General features: G+C 70.8%; 21 protein-coding genes. 10 read left to right on the forward strand and 11 right to left on the reverse strand.

Annotated features, from left to right (window positions below; translation table 11 throughout):
- Positions 1 to 154: 154 nt before the first annotated feature.
- The 5 genes from FHS13_RS00005 to groES form a co-directional block, all read right to left on the reverse strand.
- A complete protein-coding gene (locus FHS13_RS00005) occupies positions 155 to 1,261 on the reverse strand; it encodes a GuaB3 family IMP dehydrogenase-related protein (RefSeq protein ID WP_184286576.1) in 1,107 nt (368 codons plus the stop codon).
- Between the two features lie 143 nt (positions 1,262 to 1,404).
- Entirely contained in the window at positions 1,405 to 2,898 is a 1,494-nt protein-coding gene (guaB, locus tag FHS13_RS00010) for an IMP dehydrogenase (protein ID WP_184285503.1), read from the reverse strand.
- A 367-nt stretch (positions 2,899 to 3,265) separates the two neighbouring features.
- The gene (locus FHS13_RS00015; protein ID WP_343064844.1) at positions 3,266 to 3,907 is read right to left on the reverse strand and encodes a sigma-70 family RNA polymerase sigma factor; all 642 of its coding nucleotides are present in this window, start codon (positions 3,905 to 3,907) and stop codon (positions 3,266 to 3,268) included.
- A gap of 191 nt (positions 3,908 to 4,098) precedes the next feature.
- On the reverse strand, positions 4,099 to 5,703 hold the full coding sequence (groL, locus tag FHS13_RS00020) for a chaperonin GroEL (protein WP_184285507.1): 1,605 nt from the start codon (positions 5,701 to 5,703) through the stop codon (positions 4,099 to 4,101).
- Between the two features lie 120 nt (positions 5,704 to 5,823).
- Entirely contained in the window at positions 5,824 to 6,135 is a 312-nt protein-coding gene (gene groES / locus FHS13_RS00025; RefSeq protein ID WP_184285509.1) for a co-chaperone GroES, read from the reverse strand.
- Between the two features lie 293 nt (positions 6,136 to 6,428).
- Between groES and FHS13_RS00030 the strand changes: the two genes are divergently transcribed.
- On the forward strand, positions 6,429 to 7,667 hold the full coding sequence (locus FHS13_RS00030; protein WP_184285511.1) for a class I SAM-dependent methyltransferase: 1,239 nt from the start codon (positions 6,429 to 6,431) through the stop codon (positions 7,665 to 7,667).
- 333 nt (positions 7,668 to 8,000) lie between these two features.
- Positions 8,001 to 10,181: a coiled-coil domain-containing protein gene (locus tag FHS13_RS00035; protein WP_184285514.1), complete on the forward strand. Its 2,181-nt coding sequence runs from the start codon at positions 8,001 to 8,003 to the stop codon at positions 10,179 to 10,181.
- Positions 10,182 to 10,244: 63 nt separating this feature from the next.
- Here the strand turns inward: FHS13_RS00035 and FHS13_RS00040 are convergent, their stop codons facing one another.
- The 3 genes from FHS13_RS00040 to FHS13_RS00050 form a co-directional block, all read right to left on the reverse strand.
- Positions 10,245 to 11,213, reverse strand: a complete 969-nt coding sequence (locus FHS13_RS00040) for a zinc-binding dehydrogenase (protein WP_184285516.1) — start codon at positions 11,211 to 11,213, stop codon at positions 10,245 to 10,247.
- Positions 11,214 to 11,371: 158 nt separating this feature from the next.
- Complete coding sequence (locus FHS13_RS00045) at positions 11,372 to 12,778, reverse strand: VCBS repeat-containing protein (RefSeq protein WP_343064845.1); 1,407 nt, start codon at positions 12,776 to 12,778, stop codon at positions 11,372 to 11,374.
- Positions 12,779 to 12,952: 174 nt separating this feature from the next.
- Complete coding sequence (locus FHS13_RS00050) at positions 12,953 to 13,390, reverse strand: DUF6098 family protein (protein WP_184285518.1); 438 nt, start codon at positions 13,388 to 13,390, stop codon at positions 12,953 to 12,955.
- 359 nt (positions 13,391 to 13,749) lie between these two features.
- On the opposite strand from FHS13_RS00050, the gene FHS13_RS00055 reads away from it, so the two are divergent.
- Complete coding sequence (locus FHS13_RS00055; RefSeq protein WP_184285519.1) at positions 13,750 to 14,154, forward strand: hypothetical protein; 405 nt, start codon at positions 13,750 to 13,752, stop codon at positions 14,152 to 14,154.
- 45 nt (positions 14,155 to 14,199) lie between these two features.
- Here FHS13_RS00055 and FHS13_RS00060 read toward each other — a convergent pair whose 3' ends face one another.
- On the reverse strand, positions 14,200 to 14,676 hold the full coding sequence (locus FHS13_RS00060; RefSeq protein ID WP_221442176.1) for an ATP-binding protein: 477 nt from the start codon (positions 14,674 to 14,676) through the stop codon (positions 14,200 to 14,202).
- 180 nt (positions 14,677 to 14,856) lie between these two features.
- Here FHS13_RS00060 and FHS13_RS00065 point away from each other — a divergent pair, with 180 nt between their 5' ends.
- From FHS13_RS00065 to FHS13_RS00075, 3 genes are read left to right on the forward strand one after another with little or no spacing between them, the layout of a single operon-like run.
- Positions 14,857 to 15,663, forward strand: coding sequence for a helix-turn-helix domain-containing protein (locus tag FHS13_RS00065; protein WP_184285521.1), 807 nt, complete (start codon positions 14,857 to 14,859; stop codon positions 15,661 to 15,663).
- Positions 15,660 to 15,842 carry a DUF397 domain-containing protein gene (locus FHS13_RS00070; protein ID WP_184285523.1) on the forward strand — a complete coding sequence of 61 codons (183 nt, stop codon included), beginning with the start codon at positions 15,660 to 15,662 and terminating at the stop codon, positions 15,840 to 15,842. Before FHS13_RS00065 ends, FHS13_RS00070 begins: the two co-directional genes overlap by 4 nt.
- A 5-nt stretch (positions 15,843 to 15,847) precedes the next feature.
- Positions 15,848 to 16,540, forward strand: coding sequence for an HAD-IA family hydrolase (locus FHS13_RS00075; RefSeq protein WP_221442177.1), 693 nt, complete (start codon positions 15,848 to 15,850; stop codon positions 16,538 to 16,540).
- Positions 16,541 to 16,631: 91 nt separating this feature from the next.
- On the opposite strand, the gene FHS13_RS00080 is transcribed toward FHS13_RS00075, so the two are convergent.
- The gene (locus FHS13_RS00080; RefSeq protein WP_184285525.1) at positions 16,632 to 17,072 is read right to left on the reverse strand and encodes an NUDIX domain-containing protein; all 441 of its coding nucleotides are present in this window, start codon (positions 17,070 to 17,072) and stop codon (positions 16,632 to 16,634) included.
- A 339-nt stretch (positions 17,073 to 17,411) separates the two neighbouring features.
- Between FHS13_RS00080 and FHS13_RS00085 the strand changes: the two genes are divergently transcribed.
- The 4 genes from FHS13_RS00085 to FHS13_RS00100 all read left to right on the forward strand — a co-directional run bounded on the left by FHS13_RS00085 (position 17,412) and on the right by FHS13_RS00100 (position 20,046).
- The gene (locus tag FHS13_RS00085) at positions 17,412 to 18,026 is read left to right on the forward strand and encodes a hypothetical protein (protein ID WP_184285527.1); all 615 of its coding nucleotides are present in this window, start codon (positions 17,412 to 17,414) and stop codon (positions 18,024 to 18,026) included.
- Positions 18,023 to 18,505: an ATP-binding protein gene (locus FHS13_RS00090; RefSeq protein WP_184285529.1), complete on the forward strand. Its 483-nt coding sequence runs from the start codon at positions 18,023 to 18,025 to the stop codon at positions 18,503 to 18,505. Before FHS13_RS00085 ends, FHS13_RS00090 begins: the two co-directional genes overlap by 4 nt.
- 543 nt (positions 18,506 to 19,048) lie before the next feature.
- A complete protein-coding gene (locus FHS13_RS00095; protein WP_184285531.1) occupies positions 19,049 to 19,444 on the forward strand; it encodes a hypothetical protein in 396 nt (131 codons plus the stop codon).
- A gap of 170 nt (positions 19,445 to 19,614) precedes the next feature.
- The gene (locus FHS13_RS00100; RefSeq protein ID WP_184285533.1) at positions 19,615 to 20,046 is read left to right on the forward strand and encodes a VOC family protein; all 432 of its coding nucleotides are present in this window, start codon (positions 19,615 to 19,617) and stop codon (positions 20,044 to 20,046) included.
- A 5-nt stretch (positions 20,047 to 20,051) separates the two neighbouring features.
- On the opposite strand, the gene FHS13_RS00105 is transcribed toward FHS13_RS00100, so the two are convergent.
- Complete coding sequence (locus tag FHS13_RS00105) at positions 20,052 to 20,297, reverse strand: hypothetical protein (protein WP_184285535.1); 246 nt, start codon at positions 20,295 to 20,297, stop codon at positions 20,052 to 20,054.
- Positions 20,298 to 20,299 lie beyond the last annotated feature (2 nt).

Raw genomic sequence — 20,299 nt, forward strand, 5'->3', positions numbered from 1 at the left:
CACCCTTGTTGTTCCTCCTCCCCGCGGTACCGTGTCGTATATTTTGACACCCAACCTGGGTACATTGTTCCACAACCCCATCGCACCCCCCCCCCGGGGGACGTGTGGGTGGGGGGCCCCGCTGTTGGGGGCCACCCCTCCCTCGGATGTCGGATCAGTGGTGCGGGTTGACCACGACCTCCACCCGCTGGAACTCCTTGAGGTCGGTGTAGCCGGAGGTGGCCATCGTGCGGCGCAGCGCGCCCATGAGGTTCATGGAGCCGTCGCTGGTGGCGGCGGGGCCGTGCAGGATCGACCTCAGGTCGCCGATGGTGCCCACCCGCACGCGCTCGCCGCGCGGCAGCTCGTGGTGGTGCGCCTCACTGCCCCAGTGGTAGCCGCCGCCGGGCGCCTCGGTGGCGCGGGCCAGCGGCGAGCCCACCATGACCGCGTCGGCACCGCAGGCCAGGGCCTTGGCGATGTCGCCGCTGGTGGTCATGCCGCCGTCGGCGATGACGTGCACGTAGCGGCCGCCCGACTCGTCGAGGTAGTCGCGGCGGGCGGCGGCCACGTCCCCGAGCGCGCTGGCCATCGGCACGGCCACGCCCAGGACGGGGCGGGTGGTGTGGCCCGAACCGCCGCCGAAGCCGACCAGGACACCCGCGGCGCCGGTGCGCATCAGGTGCAGGGCGGCCGTGTAGGTGGCGCAGCCGCCGACGACCACCGGCACGTCGAGGTCGTAGATGAACTGCTTGAGGTTGAGCGGCTCGGCACGCCCGGACACGTGCTCGGCCGACACCGTGGTGCCGCGGATGACGAAGATGTCCACGCCCGCGTCGACGACCGCCTTGTGGTACTGGGCGGTGCGCTGCGGGGACAGGCGGGCCGCGGTGACCAGGCCGGCGTCGCGGATCTGCTCGATCCGGCGGCCGATCAGCTCCTCCTGGATGGGCGCGGCGTAGATCTCCTGGAGCCTGCGGGTGGCCGAGGCGTCGTCGAGCTCGCGGATCTCCTCCAGCAGCGGCTCGGGGTCCTCGTAGCGGGTCCACAGGCCTTCGAGGTCGAGCACGCCCAGGCCGCCCAGCTCACCGATGGCCATGACCGTCTTCGGGGAGGCGACGCTGTCCATGGGACTGACCATCAGCGGCGTCTCGAACCGGTAGGCGTCGATCTGCCAGGCGATCGACACCTCCTCGGGATCCCGCGTCCGCCGGGCGGGCACGATGCCGATCTCATCGAGCTCGTAGGCCCGGCGTCCGTTCTTGCCCAGCCCGATCTCCACCTGAGACAACGCTTCGATCCCCTCTGACGTGCTGTGCCGGACGACCGACCGGCCCTTCTCCTGCCGCCGGAAGTCTATCGGCACACGGCCCCGCAGCCGGTCGGGCCGCCCGGGAGTCCCGGGCGGCCCGACCGTCGCCGGTGTCAGCGCGCGTTGTAGTTGGGCGCCTCGACCGTCATCTTGATGTCGTGCGGGTGGCTCTCGCGCAGGCCCGCGCTGGTGATGCGCATCAGCTGGCCCTTCTCGCGCAGCTCGTCCAGGGTGCGGGTGCCCGCGTACCACATGGACTGGTGGAGACCGCCGACGAGCTGGTGGGCGACGGCCTGCAGCGGGCCGCGGAAGGGCACCTGGCCCTCGATGCCCTCGGGGACGAGCTTGTCCTCGGCGGAGACGTCGGCCTGGGCGTAGCGGTCCTTGGAGAAGGAGCGGCCGCGCATCGCGCCGAGCGACCCCATGCCCCGGTAGGCCTTGAACTGCTTGCCGTTGATGAAGATGAGCTCTCCCGGGCTCTCCTCGACGCCGGCCAGGAGGCTGCCGAGCATCACGGTGCTGGCGCCGGCCACCACGGCCTTGGCGATCTCGCCGGAGTACTGGAGGCCGCCGTCGGCGATGAGCGGGACGTCGGCCGGACCGCAGGCCCGCGCCGCCTCGAAGATGGCGGTGACCTGCGGGGCACCCACGCCCGCGACCACGCGGGTGGTGCAGATCGAGCCCGGGCCCACGCCGACCTTGACGGCGTCGGCGCCGGCGTCGATGAGCATCTGGGCCCCGGCCCGCGTGGCGACGTTGCCGGCGACGATGTCGGCGCGGGAGTTGGCCTTGAGCTTGGCGACCATCTCGGCCATCCCGGCGGAGTGGCCGTGGGCGGTGTCCACCACGATGAAGTCGACCCCGGCCTCGACGAGGGCCTTGGCCCGCTCCTCCGCCTCGGCGCCCACGCCCACCGCGGCGCCGACCACGAGGCGGCCGTCGGCGTCCTTGGTGGCGTCGGGGTACTGCTCGCTCTTGGTGAAGTCCTTGACGGTGATGAGGCCGCGCAGGCGGTTGTCGGCGTCGATCAGCGGCAGTTTCTCGACCTTGTTGCGGCGCAGCAGGTCGAAGGCGTCGTCGCGGCTGACGCCGACCGGGGCGGTGACCAGGTTCTCGGTGGTCATGACGTCGCGCACCAGGCGGGTCGGGTCGTCCTCGAAGCGCATGTCGCGGTTGGTGACGATGCCCACGAGGCGCCCCTGGGCGTCGGTGACCGGCACACCGGAGATCCGGTAGTGGGCGCACAGCCGCTCGACGTCGGCGAGGGTGTTCTCGGGCGTACAGGTGACCGGGTCGGTGACCATCCCGGCCTCGGAGCGCTTGACCAGGTCGACCTGGGCGGCCTGGTCCTCGATCGAGAGGTTGCGGTGCAGGACGCCCGCACCGCCCTGGCGGGCCATGGCGACGGCCATCCGGGACTCGGTGACGGTGTCCATGGCCGCGGACAGCAGCGGGATGCTCAGGCGGATGTTGCGGGACAGGCGGGTGCCGGTGCGGGCCTCACCGGGCTGCATGTCGGAGTAGGCCGGCACGAGCAGTACGTCGTCGTAGGTCAACCCGGGTGCGAGCAGCTTGTCCCCGTAGTCGCCGCTGTAGTCCTGGCCCATGACACAACCTCCGCTGTTCCGGCACGTCCGCCGCTCTCCGGCGCCGCCTGCGCGTTCTTCGCCTCCGCGTGTCGTCTCATCCTAGGTCTCCGGTCCGTACGCCCCGGGTGGAACGGGGCACTCGGACCCCCCTCGGAGGCCGAAGTGAGCAGTATCACGGTTTGGCACCGTGAGAGCAGTGGGAGGGAGGACGCCCGCGCGACGTGTTCGTGCAGGCGTCAACACGCGCACCCCCGCGCCTTCTTCCCGGGAGCGGGAAGGAACTCAGCGGCCGGGGAGGCGGATGGGGCCCAGGGCGCGGCATGCGGCGTGCGGGCGCGGCCGGTCGGGGCACGGGCGGCGCCCCTCGCGGGGGCGTCCTCCCCGCTCAGGGGACGAGGCGGTTCGCCACGGCCACCTGCCGAAGCCGAGCAATAGCTCGGTGCTGGGCAACCCGTACCGCCCCCGCCGACATCCCAAGTACATGTCCCGTCTCATCCGCTGTCAGTCCTGCGACCACCCTCATGATCAGCAGTTTGCGCTGCTGCTCGGGCAGCTCGTCGAGGAGCTCCCGTGCGTGCTGGGCCTCGATGACCCGTACCGCCGCCTCCTCCGGCCCCGGTCCCTCGTCGGGGTGCTCGGGCACGGAGTCGGTCGGGACCGTCTCCACCCTCCCCGCGACGCGGAGGGTGTCGGCCACCTTGTGGGCCGCGATCCCGAAGACGAAGGACGCGAAGGGCCGTCCCCTGTCCTGGTAGCGCGGCAGTGCCGTGAGCAGGGCGATGCACACTTCCTGTGCCACGTCGTCGGAGTAGTGGGACAGGCCCGAGACCCTGGCCAGGCGGGACCGGCAGTACCGGACCACCATCGGCCGGACCTCGCGCAGGAGCGAGTCCAGCGCCCCGTCCTCCCCCCGGACGGCGCGCGACCCCAGGCGGTTCAGCCCCGTGTCGCGCGCGGCGGAATCGGAGTCCCCGTGCGTTCCTGGCCGCTGCGCGGTAGCGCCCCCCCGTGCGCCTGCATCCGTCACGTATCGAATCATGCCCCGGCCGGCAGACCTGTCTGCTCCAATCGCCAGCTACGGAATGGTTACATTTTGGAGAAAACGCCCCAAAACACCACGCAGATCGCACGATAAGTAACCGTCAGCGTGATAAAGGCCTCCATCGGAAACGGGCCGGCCCGGGGCGTCCCCGGACCGGCCCGCGCACATCCGGCGGATCAGTGGCCGTGGCCGTGGCCGTCGTCCTCGTCCTCCTCGGGCTTGTCCGCGACCAGCACCTCGGTGGTCAGCAGCATGCCCGCGATGGACGCGGCGTTCTGGACGGCGGAGCGGGAGACCTTGACCGGGTCGAGGATGCCCTCGGAGGTCAGGTCGCCGTAGGTACCCGTGGCCGCGTTGTAGCCCTGGCCGACCTCCATCTCGGAGATGCGGTGGACCACCACGAGGCCCTCGGCGCCGGCGTTCTCGGCGATCCAGCGGGCGGGCTGGACCAGCGCGCGGCGGACGATGCCCACACCGGTGGCCTCGTCGCCGGTCAGGCCCAGGTCGCCCAGGGCGGTGGAGGCGTGCACCAGGGAGGCGCCGCCGCCGGCGACGATGCCCTCCTCGATGGCCGCGCGGGTCGCCGAGATGGCGTCCTCGAGGCGGTGCTTCCTCTCCTTGAGCTCGACCTCGGTGGCCGCGCCCACGCGCAGCACCGAGACGCCGCCCGCGAGCTTGGCCAGGCGCTCCTGGAGCTTCTCGCGGTCCCAGTCGGAGTCGCTGGCCTCGATCTCCTTGCGAATCTGCTGGATCCGGTCGTTGACCTCGGTCTGCTCACCGGCACCGTCCACGATGGTGGTGGTGTCCTTGGTGATGGTGACGCGGCGGGCGCTGCCCAGCGTGTCCAGGTCGGCGTTCTCCAGGGTCAGGCCGACCTCCTCGGCGATGACCTGGCCGCCGGTGAGGATCGCGATGTCCTGGAGCATGGCCTTGCGGCGGTCGCCGAAGCCGGGGGCCTTGACCGCGGCGACGTTGAGGGTGCCGCGCATCTTGTTCAGCACCAGGGCACCCAGGGCGTCGCCCTCGATGTCCTCGGCGATGATCAGCAGCGGCTTCTTGTTCTGGACGACCTTCTCCAGCAGGGGGAGCAGCTCGTTGAGGCTGCTGATCTTGCCCTGGTGGATGAGGATCTGCGCGTCCTCCAGCACCGCCTCCTGGCGGTCGCCGTCGGTCACGAAGTAGGGCGAGACGTAGCCCTTGTCGAACTGGAGGCCCTCGGTGAACTCCAGGTCCAGGCCGAAGGTCGGTGCCTCCTCGACGGTGATGACGCCGTCCTTGCCGACCTTGTCGAACGCCTCGGCGATCAGGTCGCCGATCTGGGCGTCCTGGGCGGAGTTGGTGGCGACGTAGGCGATGTCCTCGCGCTCCTCGACCGGGCGGGCGCGGTCGAGCAGGATCTTGGACACCTCGGCGGCGGCGGCGTCGATGCCCTTCTTCAGGGACATCGGCGAGGCGCCGGCGGCGACGCTGCGCAGGCCCTCGCGCACGAGCGCCTGGGCGAGCACGGTGGCGGTGGTGGTGCCGTCACCTGCGGCGTCGTTGGTCTTGGTGGCGACCTCCTTGACCAGCTGGGCGCCCAGGTTCTCGTAGGGCTCGTCCAGCTCGATCTCACGGGCGACGGTGACACCGTCGTTGGTGATGGTGGGGGCGCCGAACTTCTTGTCGATGACGACGTTGCGGCCGCGCGGGCCCAGCGTCACCTTGACTGCGTCGGCGAGGCGGTCCACGCCCCGCTCGAGGGCGCGGCGGGCGTCGTCCTCGAACTCCAGGATCTTCGGCATTCGGGGTACTTCCTCTTGAGGCTGGTCGAAAGCGAGCATCCCGCCCCGCCCGGCGTGGTGCCGACCGGTGCGGGATGCGCGAAGTGGCTCGGTGCCCGTGCGGACGGGCCGCGCCGATGGCTACTTCTCGACGACCGCGAGGATGTCGCGGGCGGAGAGGACCAGGTACTCCTCGCCGTCGTACTTGACCTCGGTGCCGCCGTACTTGCTGTAGAGGACGATGTCGCCGACCTTCACGTCCAGCGGAATGCGGTTCTCGCCCTCGTCGTCCCAGCGGCCCGGACCCACGGCCAGGATCTCGCCCTCCTGGGGCTTCTCCTTGGCGGTGTCCGGGATGACCAGACCGGAAGCGGTGGTCTGCTCGGCCTCGAGCGTCTTGACCACGACGCGGTCCTCGAGCGGCTTCAGCACGGTCTTGGTGGCGGTCGACACTGTAGTGACCTCCCCCTTCAAGGTTTGGGTGTCCTGTACTTCGGCCCGCACGGTGGCACGGACCGGTTACGAAAAAGGGACGACCACGGCGGCCTGTCGTCGCGGGTGCCAGACCGGCCTCGTCGTGGTTAGCACTCTACCCCTGAGAGTGCCAGAATGGAAATGTGTCCGTGACCCCTGGCCGGTGGGGCCGACGGAACCTCCCGCTCTGTCCGGACGTGTCCGGGACATGGCCCGCGCGTCGGATCGGGCAGGACGCACCAGCCACTTCTTTCCCACCGAGGGAGATCCCCATGCGCGTTCCCGCCTTCGAGGCGCTCCTGACCGACGCGGGCCGGGAGGTGCTGGCGGGGGTGGACCGCGACCTGGCCGTCCGCGACGGGCTCGCCGCCGCCTCCCGCCTGCGCGAGGACCCGCGCGTGGCCGCCCTCGCCCCCGACCTGCCCGTCGCCGAGCTGGTGAACGCGGTCCTCACCCAGGTGTCGCTGCGCGAGCGCGGCCGGGCCAAGTTCGGCGACCTGGCCGAGCGGATGTACTTCACGCCCGACGGCCTGGAGCAGTCCACCCGCCGGTCCGTCGCCGAGTACCGCGCGGATCGGACCGGCGCGGTGGCGGCCGGCGCCGCCGCCGGCGACGTGTGCTGCGGAATCGGAGCCGACCTGCTGGCGCTGGCCCGCCGCGGCGTCGCGGTGGAGGGGGTGGAGCTGGACCCGCTGACGGCGGCGGTGGCGCGGGCCAACATCGCGGCGCTGGGTCTGGAGGACACGGCGCGGGTGCGCGTGGGGGACGCCGCGGAGGTCTCCCCCGGCCGCTACCCCCTCCTGTTCTGCGACCCGGCGCGGCGCGGCGGGCGAGGGCGGGTGTTCGACCCCGCCGCCTACTCACCGCCGTGGGACGACGCGGTGGCACTGGCCCGGGGGTCGGAGGCGGCATGTCTGAAGGCGGCCCCGGGCATCCCCCACGAGGCCCTGCCCGCGGGCGCGTCCGCCGAGTGGATCTCGGTGGACGGCGAGCTCAAGGAGGCGGCGCTGTGGTTCGGGGCCCTGGCCGGGGGGCCGCGCCGGAGGGCGACCGCGCTGAGCGAGCGCGGGCGCGCGCCCGCCTTCCTGGACGAGGACCCCGATCTGGGGCCGGCACCCGTGGCGCCGGCCCGCCGCTACCTGTACGACCCCGACCCCGCCGTGGTGCGCTCGCACCTGGTGGCGGAGGCCGCCGCCCGCGTGGACGGCACCCTGCTGGACGGGCAGATCGCCTACTTCACGGCCGACCGCGCGGTGGCCTCGCCGCTGTGGCGGGTCCTGGAGATCACCGAGGTGATGCCGTTCTCCCTGAAGCGCCTGAGGTCGGCGCTGCGCGAGCGCGGTGTGGGGACGGTGGTGCTCAAGAAGCGGGGATCGGCCGTGGACACCGAGAAGCTCCGCCGGGACCTGCGGACCTCGGGCCCGGAAACGGCGACGGTGGTCCTCACCCGGATCGGCACAAGGCCCTTCTCCCTGCTGTGCCGCGAGGTCGCGGCCCCGGCACAGGACTGACGGGGACCGGATCGTTATCTCGGGGAGCGAGATCTTCGGGTTTCCCCTGGGGAGGGCGGCGAACGTGTCGTTAGACTGATCCCGCTTATTCCTCCTTCTCATGGGTTCACCCGGAAGGCCGTGATTGCGTGGGACCGCTCCTGCGGTGCGCGGCGAACACGGCCCCTGCCTCTTTTGTGCACACGCAGTCACATTGTCATCACAAAAAGGGACGCGCCGTGCGGGAGCACCTCCCGGCCGGGGACCATCGAGAACCCGACCTTCCCGGAATCCACCGTTCGTCCCCCCGGGGAGCAGGGATCGGGAGCGCCAGAGAAAGCAAGGAGCAGCTCGGTGGAACAGAATCACAACTTCCTCAACGGGGGAGGCCAGGCAGGGATCTCCGACCGCATGCGCGACCTGCTCTCCCAGGCGGCCAACGAGCACGACGCCGAGCAGAAGTCGCAGGGAGCGGTCAACGAGGAGATGCGCCAGCGCCTGGAGGGCATGGAGTGGCTCCTGCGTGAGCTGCGCGAGCGCGAGCTCGTCTCCCTGGCGGAGTCGATCACCGTGGTCAACGGCCGGATCGACGACTTCCTCGCCCGCCCGCCGGAATGGGCCGAGACCCTGGCCGAGCACATCGAGCTCGTCGGACGCCAGGTCAAGCCGCTGTCGGACATGCCCGCCCTGCGCGCCGACACCCAGCGCATCGCCGGCCACCTGGACACGGTCCTCACCCGCATGCAGCGGCTGGCCGAGACCGGCAACCGCACCGCCGAGCAGGTCGGCGAGATCGCCGAGCGCCTGAACGGGATCGACGCGGCCGTGTCGGCCCGCCTGGACGCCCTGGACGGCGCACTCGCCTCGCTCACCGAGCGCGCCGAGGCGATCGAGTCCTCCCTCACCTCCCTCGCCGAGACCTCCGGCACCCGCCACGGAGAGCTCTCCGACGCCCTCGCCGAGGGCCGCTCCCAGATCGCCGAGGCCGTCTCGGCGGCCCGCAAGGAGCTGGCCGGCGCGATCGGCGAGAGCCGCGAGGCCCTCACCGCGGCCGACTCCGCCCTGGGCGAGACCGTCACCGCGAAGGTCGCCGAGGCCGCCGCCGAGCTGCGCACCCTGGTCGAGGAGCGCACCGAGGCCCTGGGCACCTCCGCCGAGACCCGGGACACCGAACTGCGCGCCTTCGTCGAGGAGCAGGACCGGACGCTCCTGGCCCGCCTCCAGGAGAACACCGGCGAGCTCGGCGAGCGCACCCGCGCCCTCGCCGAGGAGCTCTCCGCCCTGGCCGCCGCCTCCGGGGAGCGCCACGAGGACCTCACCGCCAAGGTCGGCGACACCGCCGCCGAGCTGCGCACCCTGGTCGAGGAGCGCACCGAGGCCCTGAGCACCTCCGCCGAGACCCGGGACACCGAACTGCGCGCCCTGGTCGAGGAGCAGGACCGGGCCCTGGCCGCCAAGCTCACCGAGAACGTGGGATACCTGAGCACCCAGGCCGAGGAGAACAACGCCGAGGTCACCGCCGCCGTCGCCGACGTCACCGGTTCGCTCGCCAAGCTGCGCGAGGACCACGCGTCCTCGCTCACCGAGATCCGCGCCCACCTGCGCCAGCGCCTGTCCGAGATCGGCGAGCAGGTCGAGCTGGGCCGCACCGAGGCCCGTGAGCAGACCGAGTCCGCCGCCGAGCGGATGCGCGAGCTCCTCACCGAGCGCACCGAGGCCCTCGGCACCCGGATCACCGAGGACAGCGAGCGGGCCGCCGCCGGGTTCACCGAGCTCAGGACGTTCGTCGAGGAGAACTCCGCCAAGCTCGCCGCCGACTCCGAGAAGCGCACCCGGGAGCTCACCGAGTCCCTCACCGAGCAGTCCGAGGCCCACCGGACCGCGCTCGACGAGCGGCTGGAGCGCCAGCGCGAGACGCTCACCGGCAAGATCGACAGCCACCTGACGCAGATCACCGGCAAGGTCGACCACGAGCTGGGCCGCCTCACCGACCGGTTCGACACCTTCGAGGGACACTTCGAGGGCAGCTTCGAGAGTGTCGGCGGACGCCTGGACGGCATCAACGGACGCCTGGACGGCATCGACGGCCGGGTCAGCGGTGTCGAGGGCAAGTTCGAGGGCGTCAACGGGCACTTCGAGGGGGTGGACGGCCGTATGGAGGCCATCGACGACCGCCTGGAGGCCCTCAACCAGCGCCTCCACCAGCTGCCGCAGAGCCTGGAGGTCAGCGAGCTGCACCGCCGCCTGACCGAGCTGGTCGACCGGCCGCAGAAGGACTACACCGACAAGCTCGACGAGATCGACGCACACGTCACCTCGGCGGCCGACCCGGTGCTGCGCGAGCTCAAGCAGCGCCCCGACCGCCACGAGCTGGAGGAGACCGTCACCGAGGCGGTCGAGAACTCCCACGACGACATCACCAAGCGGTTCGCCTCCCTGGAGGAGACCGTGCTCGCCCTCGCCGAGGCGCTCCTGCGCCCGAGCCGCGACGGCAAGCCGCGCAAGCGCCGCCGCGACGAGGACGACGACGAGTAGTCCCTGTGCGGAGGGGGCGGGAGGCAGCTGCCTCCCGCCCCCTCCGCTTTCGCCGCCGGGTCCTCAGACGGTGAAGACGATCTTGCCGAACTGCTCGCCCTCGGCCATCGCGCGGAAGCCCTCCCTCGCCTCCGACAGCGGCAGCACCCGGTCGATCACGGGGCGCACACCGGTGCGTGCGCACATCTCCGCGAGGGCGCCCAGCTCGTCGCGGGTGCCCATCGTCGAACCGATGACCCGCAGCTGGAGGAAGAACACCCGGGTCAGCTCGGCCGGCGGGGCGTCACCGCTGGTGGCACCGCAGACGACGACGGCGCCGCCGGGTTTGAGCGAGCGCACCGAGTGCGCCCAGGTGGCCTGGCCGACCGATTCGAACACGGCGTCCACCCGCTCGGGCAGCCGCTCCCCGGTGGGCAGCGCCGCGTAGGCGCCCAGTTCGAGGGCCTTGGCGCGCTTGGCCTCGCTGCGGCTGGTGACGTAGACGCGGTGCCCGGCCTGCACGGCCAGGCGGACGAGGGCCACGGACACGCCGCCGCCCGCGCCCTGCACCAGCACGGTGGAGCCGGGACGCAGGTCGGCCTTGCCGAAGAGCATGCTGTAGGCGGTCAGCCAGGCGGTGGGCAGGCAGGCCGCCTCCTCGAAGGTCAGCTCGGGCGGTTTGGGCAGCAGGTTGCGCCGCGGTACCAGGAGCTTCTCGGCGAACGTGCCGTCGTACCTCTCCGAGAGCAGGGTCCGCCCGGGGTCCTTGGTCTCGTCGCCGCCTCCGGCCGCCGGGTCGCCCACGACGGCGTGGACGACGACCTCGTTGCCGTCCTCGTCCACGCCCGCCGCGTCGCAGCCCAGGACCATGGGCAGCCGTTCCTCGGGCAGGCCGACGCCGCGCAGGCTCCACAGGTCGTGGTGGTTGAGCGAGGCGGCCCGGACGTCGACCACCGCCCAGCCGTCGCGCGGCTCGGGGTCGGGCCGCTCACCGGCCTCGAGTCCGGAGAGCGGGTCGTCGGGCGAGATGCGTGCAGCTGTGATCGCGAACATGCCCCACAGCCAACCACGGCGACCGAATCCGGGCCCGCCGCGGCACCGCGATGATCTTGTACTTATAGCTCAGCTCGATGCGCGAACCGAGCTATAAGTACAAGATCATCCAGGTCAGGCCCCTTCTCGTTCCATCGGCACCGCTTCCGGTCGGCCCGCTATTCGGTGAAGCCGGCGCTGTCGAAGGACGTCTCGTCCTCGCCCCCGCTGCCGACGATCCACCACCGCACGGGGCTGGCGTATCCGTGGTCGTAGGCCAGGGCGAGCTCGCCGGAGCCGTCCGCGTCGTAGTCGCCGCAGGCGTGGACCCGGGCCGTCCGCTCCCACCGGCCCTCGCTGCCCAGGGGGCCGGTCTCGGGGCCCTGTCGGACCAGAGGGCCGGTGTCCTGCACCTGCGGTCCGTCTCCGAGGTCCGCCACGGTGTCGACGCCGCGGCCGGCCAGGCCGATCCAGAGTTCGGCGGGGCCGTCCCCGTCCAGGTCGCAGGCGGCCATGGTGCGCAGCGCGAAGCTGGCGGAGGTCTCCGTCCCGGGCAGGGCGACCGAGACGGGGTCGGTCGCCTCGGTGAAGGGACCGGCGTAGACGTTCACCCGCTGGTCGACCTCGGGGGGCTCGGTCTCGAACCCCGGCTCGTTGTTGCGCGTGCCGCTGTCCGCCAGGGCCAGGTCGGTCTCCCCGTCGCCGTCCACGTCGCCGAAGGCGGCCAGCGCACCCCCGAGCAGTTCCACCACGCCCCACCCCTGCGGGTCCCCCGGGCCGGTCACCAGCAGTGTGTTCCGGGGCTGCTCCCCGTCGTCGGGATGGCGCACCAGCAGCGCGGAGGGGCCGCCGTCCGCGCGCGGGGGTTCGGGGACGAGCTCTCTGACGGGGGTTTCCAGCGTGCGCCGGGCGCTGCGCTGCGGGGTGCCGTCGCGGTCGAAGGGCCCGTGCAGGACGGTGAGGCGCGTACCCTGCTCCACCCCCCACTCGTCGACCTCGGCGAGAACCACGTCTGCGGCTCCGTCGCCGTCGAAGTCCCCGACCTCCGACGCGGCGGGCTCGTACTCCCCTTCCGCCTGCGCGGGAAGGTCCAGCAGGGTGGGATCGGCGCCGGGGTCGGGGCCCGTGGGACCGCCCCAGAGGATCCCCGGCGGGGAACCGCCGACGGGGATGTCGGCGAAGCCGTCCCCGTCCAGGTCGGCGGTGCCCGCGCCTCCTCCGGTGGGCGAGACGGAGGCCGGCCGCACCGAGTCCGGGGGCCACACGGTACGGGTGGCGGGGTCGGGCCCGTCCGACGAGCCGTAGACGATCACGAGCCGCGGTGCGCCCTCGCCGTCCTCGGCGTCGGGGTCGTACCTGCTCATGAAGAGGAGGTCGGCGAAGCCGTCGCCGTTGACGTCGTCGGGGACGCCGCTGCCCTCGCTCTCGGGAACGGGCACCTCGTCGTACTCGCGGACCTCCTCGGGGCCGTCCCCGCTCGACGCCTCGTCGGGCAGGGACGGCTCCCTGCCGCACGCGGACAGCACGAGGACACAGACGAGGAGGGCGGGGCGGAGAGGGGACAGGGCAGGGCCTGGAGAGATCACGGGGACTCCGATCGCGGGGGGCGTGCTGCGAGCGTAACCGCAGAGGGCAGCGGGAGCCATACGCGCCGTGATCTTGTACCTATAGCTCGGTTCGACGTTCCAGGTGAGCTACAAGTACAAGATCACCGAGGTCAGAGCCCCTCGCACCACCCCGGCAACGTTTCCGGCCGGCCCTCAGTCGTTGGGGCCGCGGCCGGCCTCGAAGTGCTCCTTGTAGCGTTCCAGCGCCTCCTCCATGACCTTCTCGGACAGGTAGGCGACCGGTTCCACGTCGTCCAGGAGCGGCTCGTGGTCGGGCCCGTGCGCGACGGTGCGGCCCCGCAGCACCCAGCCGCAGCGCTCCGGGTCCTCATCGACCAGCGAGGCGTACTTGCGGACCTGGCGGGCCAGCCAGTCCTCCAGCGGCCGTGTCCACCAGGACTCGGGGGTGAGCACGGTGACGGAGAGGCCCGGCAGGTCGAGGCCGCTCTCGTAGTCCCTGCTGACGGCTGCGCGGTCCTGCCGGGGACCCTTCGAATAGCGCAGGTAGAACCTGCCGCCCTCGCGGACCAGACCGGCGAGCTCGTCCAGCCCGGCGACGGTCGGCAGGTCGTCCTGTGGTGTGGTGCCCATGCGGGGCGCCTACCCAGACGCCGTGCGGTGATGCGGGGAATTTCCGCTGGTCGGCCGCGAGACGGAGCCACGGCGCCGGAACACGCGAGGCGGAACAGCGCGGCCGCAGCCGTCAGTCGCTGCTCTGCGTCCGTCGGTCCGAGAGCCACATCCCCGGTGGAAGGGCGACCACGCGCGGACCTTGTCGGCCACCTGGAATTCCAGCTCACCATTCCATAAGCGGCAAATCCGGAGACTCTGGTCAGCGTATTCGATATTTACAACGTTTGTCGTTTCCAGGAACGGTGGCCGGGAAATCCTCGGCCTGGCCGGGATGCGCACACCCCTGCCGCGACACCCGAAGACCGAGGAGGGTCAGAGTGAAAGTCCTCGCCTACCGGACCGCCGTCCCCGTACTCGCCGCCGCCGTCCTGGCGGGCGGCACCACCGCCGCCGTTCCCGCGGCGGCCCAGTCGACCGTCAACCTGCACACGCTGATCTGCTACGAGACTGAGGACTGGGGCGCGGACGGCGACGAGCTCTACCTCATCGTCAACCGGACGAAGGTGTGGTCCTCCGCCGACTCCGTGGACTGCGACCACGACACGCCCCGCCGGGTGGCCGTCAACCGGAAGGCGAAGACCGGCGACACGGTGTACCTGTACGACGCGGACTCCCCGGACGGGGACGACTTCCTGGGTTCCGACATCATCGAGGGCTCGCGCGGAACTCTGGTCTTCAACGAGGACGACGCCCTGTACAACCTGGACTACGGCCCGGCCTGACCCGCGTGCCTGCGGGCCGGGCCGTACCGCCCGGCCCGCGGGCGCTCACCCCGATTTCCGCTGGGCAGGAACGGCGAACACGCTCCGGGGTCCCAGGTCCACCACCGCCCACACGGTGATCGGGAAGCCCGGCTCCCCCAGCCACCCCCAGGATTCGGCCAACCCGGAAACCAGCCGCAACCCGAACCCCTCCCCCACCTCGGGCACCGGCCGGGGGAAGACGCCCAGCGTGCCCTCGTCGGTGACGGCGATCCGGAACCGGTGGCCGTCCCTCGCCAGCCGCATCCGCACCCGCCCGAAGATGCTGCCCGAAGCGGTGTGCCGCAGCGCGTTCGTGTGCAGCTCAGAGGCCACGGCCAGCAGCGGATAGGCACGCCCGCGGCCGAGCCGGGTGCCGTTGAGGCACCACTGCCGCGCCGACGCCACCTGCTGGGGCGCCGAGCCCCAGCTGACCATCCGCACCCCGTCCTCACCGGTCGCCACACGCCTCGGCAACCGCGCCGCGCCTTCGCCCGTCGTCATCGCACAGCTCTCCCTTCGCCAGGCATCCGTTCAGCTTGGCAAGGGGAACCGGATTCCGCTCGCTCCGATGGAGTTCCTGCGAAAGTCCATCCGCGCCGATGTCATTCCCGCGAAAATCCATCACGTGGACATAAAAGGGTGGTTCCGGCATGCCCTTTTCCCGTGTGTCAACATCGAAATATGCCCAAGGTGAGCACGGACATCAGGGAGCGGTGGGGCTGCGTGTTGCAGAAGCGGCGTGTGGCCACAGGAATGACGCAGGCCAGACTCGGCAGGGCCCTGGGGGTGAAGGGCAGCGCCGTGTCCAACCTCGAGCGCGGCCGTACGAACCCCACCGAGGAGGTTCTGGCGATCCTGGACGAGACCCTGGGCACCGGCGACGAGCTGACCCGCCTGTGGACCGCCCTGACGAAGGAGGGCAAGATCCCGTGGCTGGGCCAGATGGACGAACTGGAGCGCAAGGCGGTCTCCATCCTGGAGTTCCACCCGTTCCTGGTCCCCTCCCTGCTCCAGACGCAGGCCTACGCCACGGCGGTCGTCCGGGCGGTCACGCCGTGGGAGTCCCTTGCTCAGGCGGAGGCGAGTGTGGCCGAGCGCATCACACGTGGCGAGCGGTTCCAGGGTGCCGACAAGCCGGTGATGATGGCGGTGATCGGCCGGGCGGTCCTGCTGGATCCCGTGGGCGGCAGCACGATCATGCGCGAGCAGCTCGAACACATCCACTCCCTGGCCGCCCGCGAGCGGATCACCCTCCAGTTCACCGGGACGAACACCCACCCGGGGCTGATCGGACCGTTCAAGATCCTCGACCCGCAGCCCGAGCCGGAGATCGTCTACGCGGAGTCCGCCTACAAAGGCCAGTTCGTAGACGATCCGGCCGCTGTGGCAGAGTTCAAGCTGAGGTTCCACCGTCTGCAAGCGGCAGCACTGGCACCGGAGCAGTCGCTGTGCCTGATCGAAGAGACGATTGAGGGGTTCCCGCAATGAGCGACGTCCAGTGGCACAAGAGCAGTTACAGCGGCGGTTCGCACCAGGACTGTGTCGAGGTCGCCGAAGGCGCGACCCACACCCTGGTCCGCGACACCCGGCACCGCGACCACGGCCACCTCGCCCTCACCAACCCTGCCTGGACCGCCCTCCTCACCACGCTCAAGAGCAACCGGTAGGCCGCATGTTGCTGCGTCTGCAGTGCGCCGCGCTGCTCTTCGACTCCGACGGGGTCCTGGTGGACTCGCACTCCGCCATCGACCGCGTTCTGCGTGCCTGGTCCGCCCGACACGGGCTCGACACCGACCGGGTGGTCGAACTGTCGCGGGGACGCCGTGACATCGAGCTCGTCGGCCTGGCCGCTCCACACCTGGATGCCGAGGCCGAGGCGCGTTGGATCGAGGAGCGCGAACTGGCCGATATGGAAGGGGTCCGCGCGCTTCCCGGGGCGCGGGAGCTGCTGGAGCGCCTCCCCGGCGGCCGCTGGGCGGTGGTCACCTCGGGAAGCGGGGAACTGGTGCGGCGCCGGCTGGATGCCGCCGGGTTTCCCGAGCCCGAGGTCCTAGTCTCGGCCGACGACGTGCGCGAGGGCAAACCGAGCCCGGAGGGTTACCTGAAGGCCGCCCGCGCCCTCGGTGCCGACCCCGCGGACTGCCTCGTCTTCGAGGACGCACCCAGCGGTGTGGCCGCGGGCACTGCGGCCGGCGCCCGCGTGATCGCCCTGCTCACCACTGCCGCACGCGGCGAGCTGCCCGCCGACGCGTGGATCGACGACCTGCGTTCGGTCGCACCGACAGCCACGGGCTCCGGCGGACCGGACGAACTCATTGCTCTCGACATCCGGGCAGAACCCAGGCAAAAGCCCTGGAACGGGTGAGACAGGCAGCGTCCCGGACTCGCCGGAGAGGACCGGGACGGCGAAGCGCTCGGTTCCGGAGCCTCCGCCGGTGCCGGCAGGAAGCGGACCGCTACGCGCACCACCCGTACGGAACGAACCCGGACCCCTCCAACCAGGCGCGGACCCCTTCTGCTGGGTAGGGGATGACGTCGGGCCCGAGCATGTTCGGGTCGGCCCACACGAGCCTGCCGGCCTTGTGCGGTTCGGCGTTGCAGGGTTCGCCCTCCCACTGCGTGGCCAGGAAGAAGGCCCCTACACGGGCATGGCCGGGCCCTTGCCGGAAGTGGACGAGCGCGGCCAGGGCGAGGTGTCCGGGATCGATGGTGACCCCGACCTCCTCCTCGGCCTCACGGGCGGCTGCCGTGTGCAGTGCTTCCCCTTCTTCCAGATGGCCGGAAGGCAGATGCAGCATCCCGTCGCAGTACCCGGTGTTCCGCCGCTCCAACAGGGCGATCCGGCCGTCTCGATACAGGATGACGTGGACGTCGACAACGCTGGTGTAGGGCGGCATGAGCGGGTTCCTCCGTCAGGGGGTCGGCTGTTCCTGTGAACCTGGTGCCTCTCCCCTCAGTCCCAGGATCCGGAAGTCGGTTCGTAAATGTCCGAATAAATAACCCATGTGGATATTTGGAAGAGGATATCTTCGCCACCCCTGACCTGCGAAGAAATCAGATCTCCGAATTTTTTCCCGCAACGTTCCCTAACGCTTCACGGCCCCCCCTATCATCTAACCCAAAACCACAACCGAACATCGTGACCCCGCGACGCCAACCAGCGCCCGGGGTCGTGGCCAGCAACTCAACCCTTTAAGAACAGGATTGCCAGCGTGCACCAGTTTAGTGCTGCGCTTGTGAGCCGTACCCTCGGTACGCTCCTGGCGCTGATCCTCCCGTCCCGCGGCCGCCACGGCGGCTCCGCTCGCTTCTCCCGTCGCCGCAGGTCGACGCGGGTCCGCCGCTACGTGGCCGACCCCGTCCCGGCGGCCGCGTCGCGACACACCCCCGCGCCTTCCCGGCCCCGGCCTCGCCTGGTCGAGCCCCGTTTGGCCGAGCCCCGCCAGGTGCTGAGCGCCGACGACGTGGCTCTGGTCCGGCCCTACTACGAGGCCCACGAAAAGCACGTGGCCCGCATGCGTGCCGCCTTCCAGGAAGACGCCGGATCCGAGCAGAAGTCCTCGCAGGCGACCCAGCCGTCCCAGCAGCCTCAGTCACCCCAACAGCCCCAGGTGCCCCAGCCTCCCCAGCTGCCCGAGCCGCGCGTCCCGGAAGGTGACCTGCTCGCCGGCGAAACCGAGCTCCTTCCCGAGCCTGCATCTCTGCCGGTGTCGGTGCCTGTCCCTGCGCCCGTTCCTGCGCGGGGGCGTCATCACCGTGTGGACGAGGCCGAGCTGGACCGGGAGTTGGCCCGGCTCACCCGGATGTGGCAGGTCCAGCGGCAGAACCTCCAGATGGGGGTGCCCGCATGAGCCTGCACCGTGTCTTCTGGGAGCACCGCACCTACCCCGGCGATCTGGCTCAGCTCAGGCAGGTCCGGAAAGATCTGGCCACCGACCTGGCCGGGTTCCCCGAGGAGGCAGTCGAAACCCTGGTGCTGTGTGCCAGTGAGTTGTTCGCCAACGCGTGCAAGTACACCGCCTCCGGGCAGGAAAACGGCCAAGTCATACGCACCCTGTGCCTGCGCCGGGGACGCCTGCTGCGGCTGGGTTTCACCGACGACGGTGGCAGCGGCAGTGCTCCGCAGATCCCTACCGAGCGCAGCGATGACGAGTGGAACTGGGCCGAGGGCCAGCGCGGACTCCTCATGGTCCAGGAGCTCTCCGTCGCCTGGGGGTATGACCGCACCTGCCCCTGGACCGACACCGGCACCCACACCTGGGCCCTCATCCCGCTGCCCGAGGGCACCGCGCCCCCACCGGGGCTGAAGCCCTACATCTTCACCCGCTGACACGTCGGGGACTCCTCGACCTCTCCCAACGGTGGGGACTCCTCAGAAGACCGAGGAGCCCCCACCACACCCCTTTCTCCGCACCCAAAAACCCGCGCCCCTTTTCTCAGCTATGTCTTATTCCCCGTGATCTTGTACCTAGAGACAACCTCACCCCTTTTCCCTGCCCTCCCGCATGCAGCGAAAGTGACCGCAAGTACACGATCACGGCAAGAAAAGTCGCTGGCCAGAGGGGAAGGCCGAATTCTGTCCGAGGTGGGTAAGGGCTCGAACCGAACCAACCAGGGAACAGACCTGAGACCCTTGAGACCCCTGGAACCTCAACCCGAGCCGGAAACCCACACTCCCTCTCTCAGCTGCACCTTATCCCCCGTGATCTTGTACCTAGAGACAACCTCACCCCGTTTTCCTGCACTCCCATATCCAGCGAAAGTGACCGCAAGTACAAGATCACGGGAAGGAAAGTGGCTGGCCGATGTGGAGCGGGCGCGGGATTTGGCGGAGTTGGTGGTTTTGTCGGCCCGTGCCCACGGCAGTGGTGATGTGCGCACGTTGAAGGTGCTGGTGGAGGCGCTCGATGCCACTGCTGGCCGCAACCGTGCGTTCTACCATGACTCGGTGCTGAGCGGTCTCAACGAGGCGGCTCGCCGGGAACTGGAGGGTCTGATGTCCGTGAAAACCTACGAATGGCAGAGCGACTTCGCCCGCAAGTACGTCGGCATCGGCCGCGAAGAAGGCCGTGAGGCTGTGGCCCGTAGTGTGATCGGGGTTCTGGAGGCCCGCGGGTTCACCGTCTCCGACCAGGTCCGCTCCCGCATCCGCTCCTGTACCGACCTGGGCGTGCTGGAGGCCTGGGTACCCAAGGCCGTCACCGTCCAGGCTCCCGAGGACCTCTTCGACCGACCCAGCCCCCGGCACACGCCGGCCGGCCGTCGGTGATCCTGCTCCCGCTGGGCGGGACTCCCGCCGAGGTCACCCCCGGGAACAAGATCACCGCTGTTCAAGGACTCACGGAATGCGCCCTGAGTTCACCGGTCCCGGGAAAGGACCGGTGCAGCCCCCGGGAGGGCCACCGCCCCTCCGGGACCGACACCCCGAAGGAGAAGGCGATGGAGCAGCAGGTCCACTTCATGACACTGGCCACCCGCGACCTCGACGCGGCGCGGCGGTTCTACCGCGACGGCCTCGGCTGGGACCCGCTCATGGACGTCCCCGGGGAGATCGTCTTCTTCCAGGTCGCTCCAGGGCTGGTGCTGAGCCTGTTCGACGCGGAGAAGTTCAACCGCGACCTGGCCACCGGCACCGACCTCTCCTCGGTCTCGGGGGTGACGCTCGCCCACAACGTCGGCGGGCCCGACGAGGTGCGCGACCTGGTCTCCCGCATGGAGTCGGCGGGCGGCACCGTCCTCAAGGAGCCGCAGCCCGGCGAGTTCGGCGGTGTCTTCCACGCCCACGTCCAGGACCCCAACGGCGTCACCTGGGAGATCGCCCACAACCCGGGCTGGCGCATCGACGAGGCAGGCCGGGTCCACCTCGGCTGACCGGATCAGCCTCTCGGGACGCCCTTCCCCGGGCCGGTCGGGGAGCAGACGCCCCGCAGCCGGGCGTGGAGGGCGTGCATGTCGCGGACCGAGGTACCGAAGACCGGACGCAGAACCCTCGCGAGCGCCAGGGGCGACTCCCGCAGGGCGGGGTACCGGTCGGCCATGAGTTCCGCGACCTCCGCGTCACTGCAGCCGATGTCCCGGTAGTCGGCCGCCAGGCGGCACAGCCGTTCCGGATCCGCTTCCATCC

The sequence above is a fragment of the Nocardiopsis algeriensis genome (assembly GCF_014203695.1).
Lineage (GTDB): Bacteria > Actinomycetota > Actinomycetes > Streptosporangiales > Streptosporangiaceae > Nocardiopsis > Nocardiopsis algeriensis.

Bases quoted from the DNA above. Each gene is read 5' to 3' on its own strand.
- guaB (WP_184285503.1), bottom strand. From the start codon at position 2,898: ATGGGCCAGGACTACAGCGGCGACTACGGGGACAAGCTGCTCGCACCC.
- FHS13_RS00040 (WP_184285516.1), bottom strand. From the start codon at position 11,213: ATGTTCGCGATCACAGCTGCACGCATCTCGCCCGACGACCCGCTCTCC.
- FHS13_RS00105 (WP_184285535.1), bottom strand. From the start codon at position 20,297: ATGGAAGCGGATCCGGAACGGCTGTGCCGCCTGGCGGCCGACTACCGG.
- FHS13_RS00080 (WP_184285525.1), bottom strand. From the start codon at position 17,072: ATGCCGCCCTACACCAGCGTTGTCGACGTCCACGTCATCCTGTATCGA.
- FHS13_RS00065 (WP_184285521.1), top strand. From the start codon at position 14,857: ATGCCCAAGGTGAGCACGGACATCAGGGAGCGGTGGGGCTGCGTGTTG.
- FHS13_RS00060 (WP_221442176.1), bottom strand. From the start codon at position 14,676: ATGACGACGGGCGAAGGCGCGGCGCGGTTGCCGAGGCGTGTGGCGACC.
- FHS13_RS00070 (WP_184285523.1), top strand. From the start codon at position 15,660: ATGAGCGACGTCCAGTGGCACAAGAGCAGTTACAGCGGCGGTTCGCAC.
- FHS13_RS00050 (WP_184285518.1), bottom strand. From the start codon at position 13,390: ATGGGCACCACACCACAGGACGACCTGCCGACCGTCGCCGGGCTGGAC.
- FHS13_RS00030 (WP_184285511.1), top strand. From the start codon at position 6,429: ATGCGCGTTCCCGCCTTCGAGGCGCTCCTGACCGACGCGGGCCGGGAG.
- FHS13_RS00075 (WP_221442177.1), top strand. From the start codon at position 15,848: ATGTTGCTGCGTCTGCAGTGCGCCGCGCTGCTCTTCGACTCCGACGGG.
- groL (WP_184285507.1), bottom strand. From the start codon at position 5,703: ATGCCGAAGATCCTGGAGTTCGAGGACGACGCCCGCCGCGCCCTCGAG.
- FHS13_RS00100 (WP_184285533.1), top strand. From the start codon at position 19,615: ATGGAGCAGCAGGTCCACTTCATGACACTGGCCACCCGCGACCTCGAC.
- FHS13_RS00090 (WP_184285529.1), top strand. From the start codon at position 18,023: ATGAGCCTGCACCGTGTCTTCTGGGAGCACCGCACCTACCCCGGCGAT.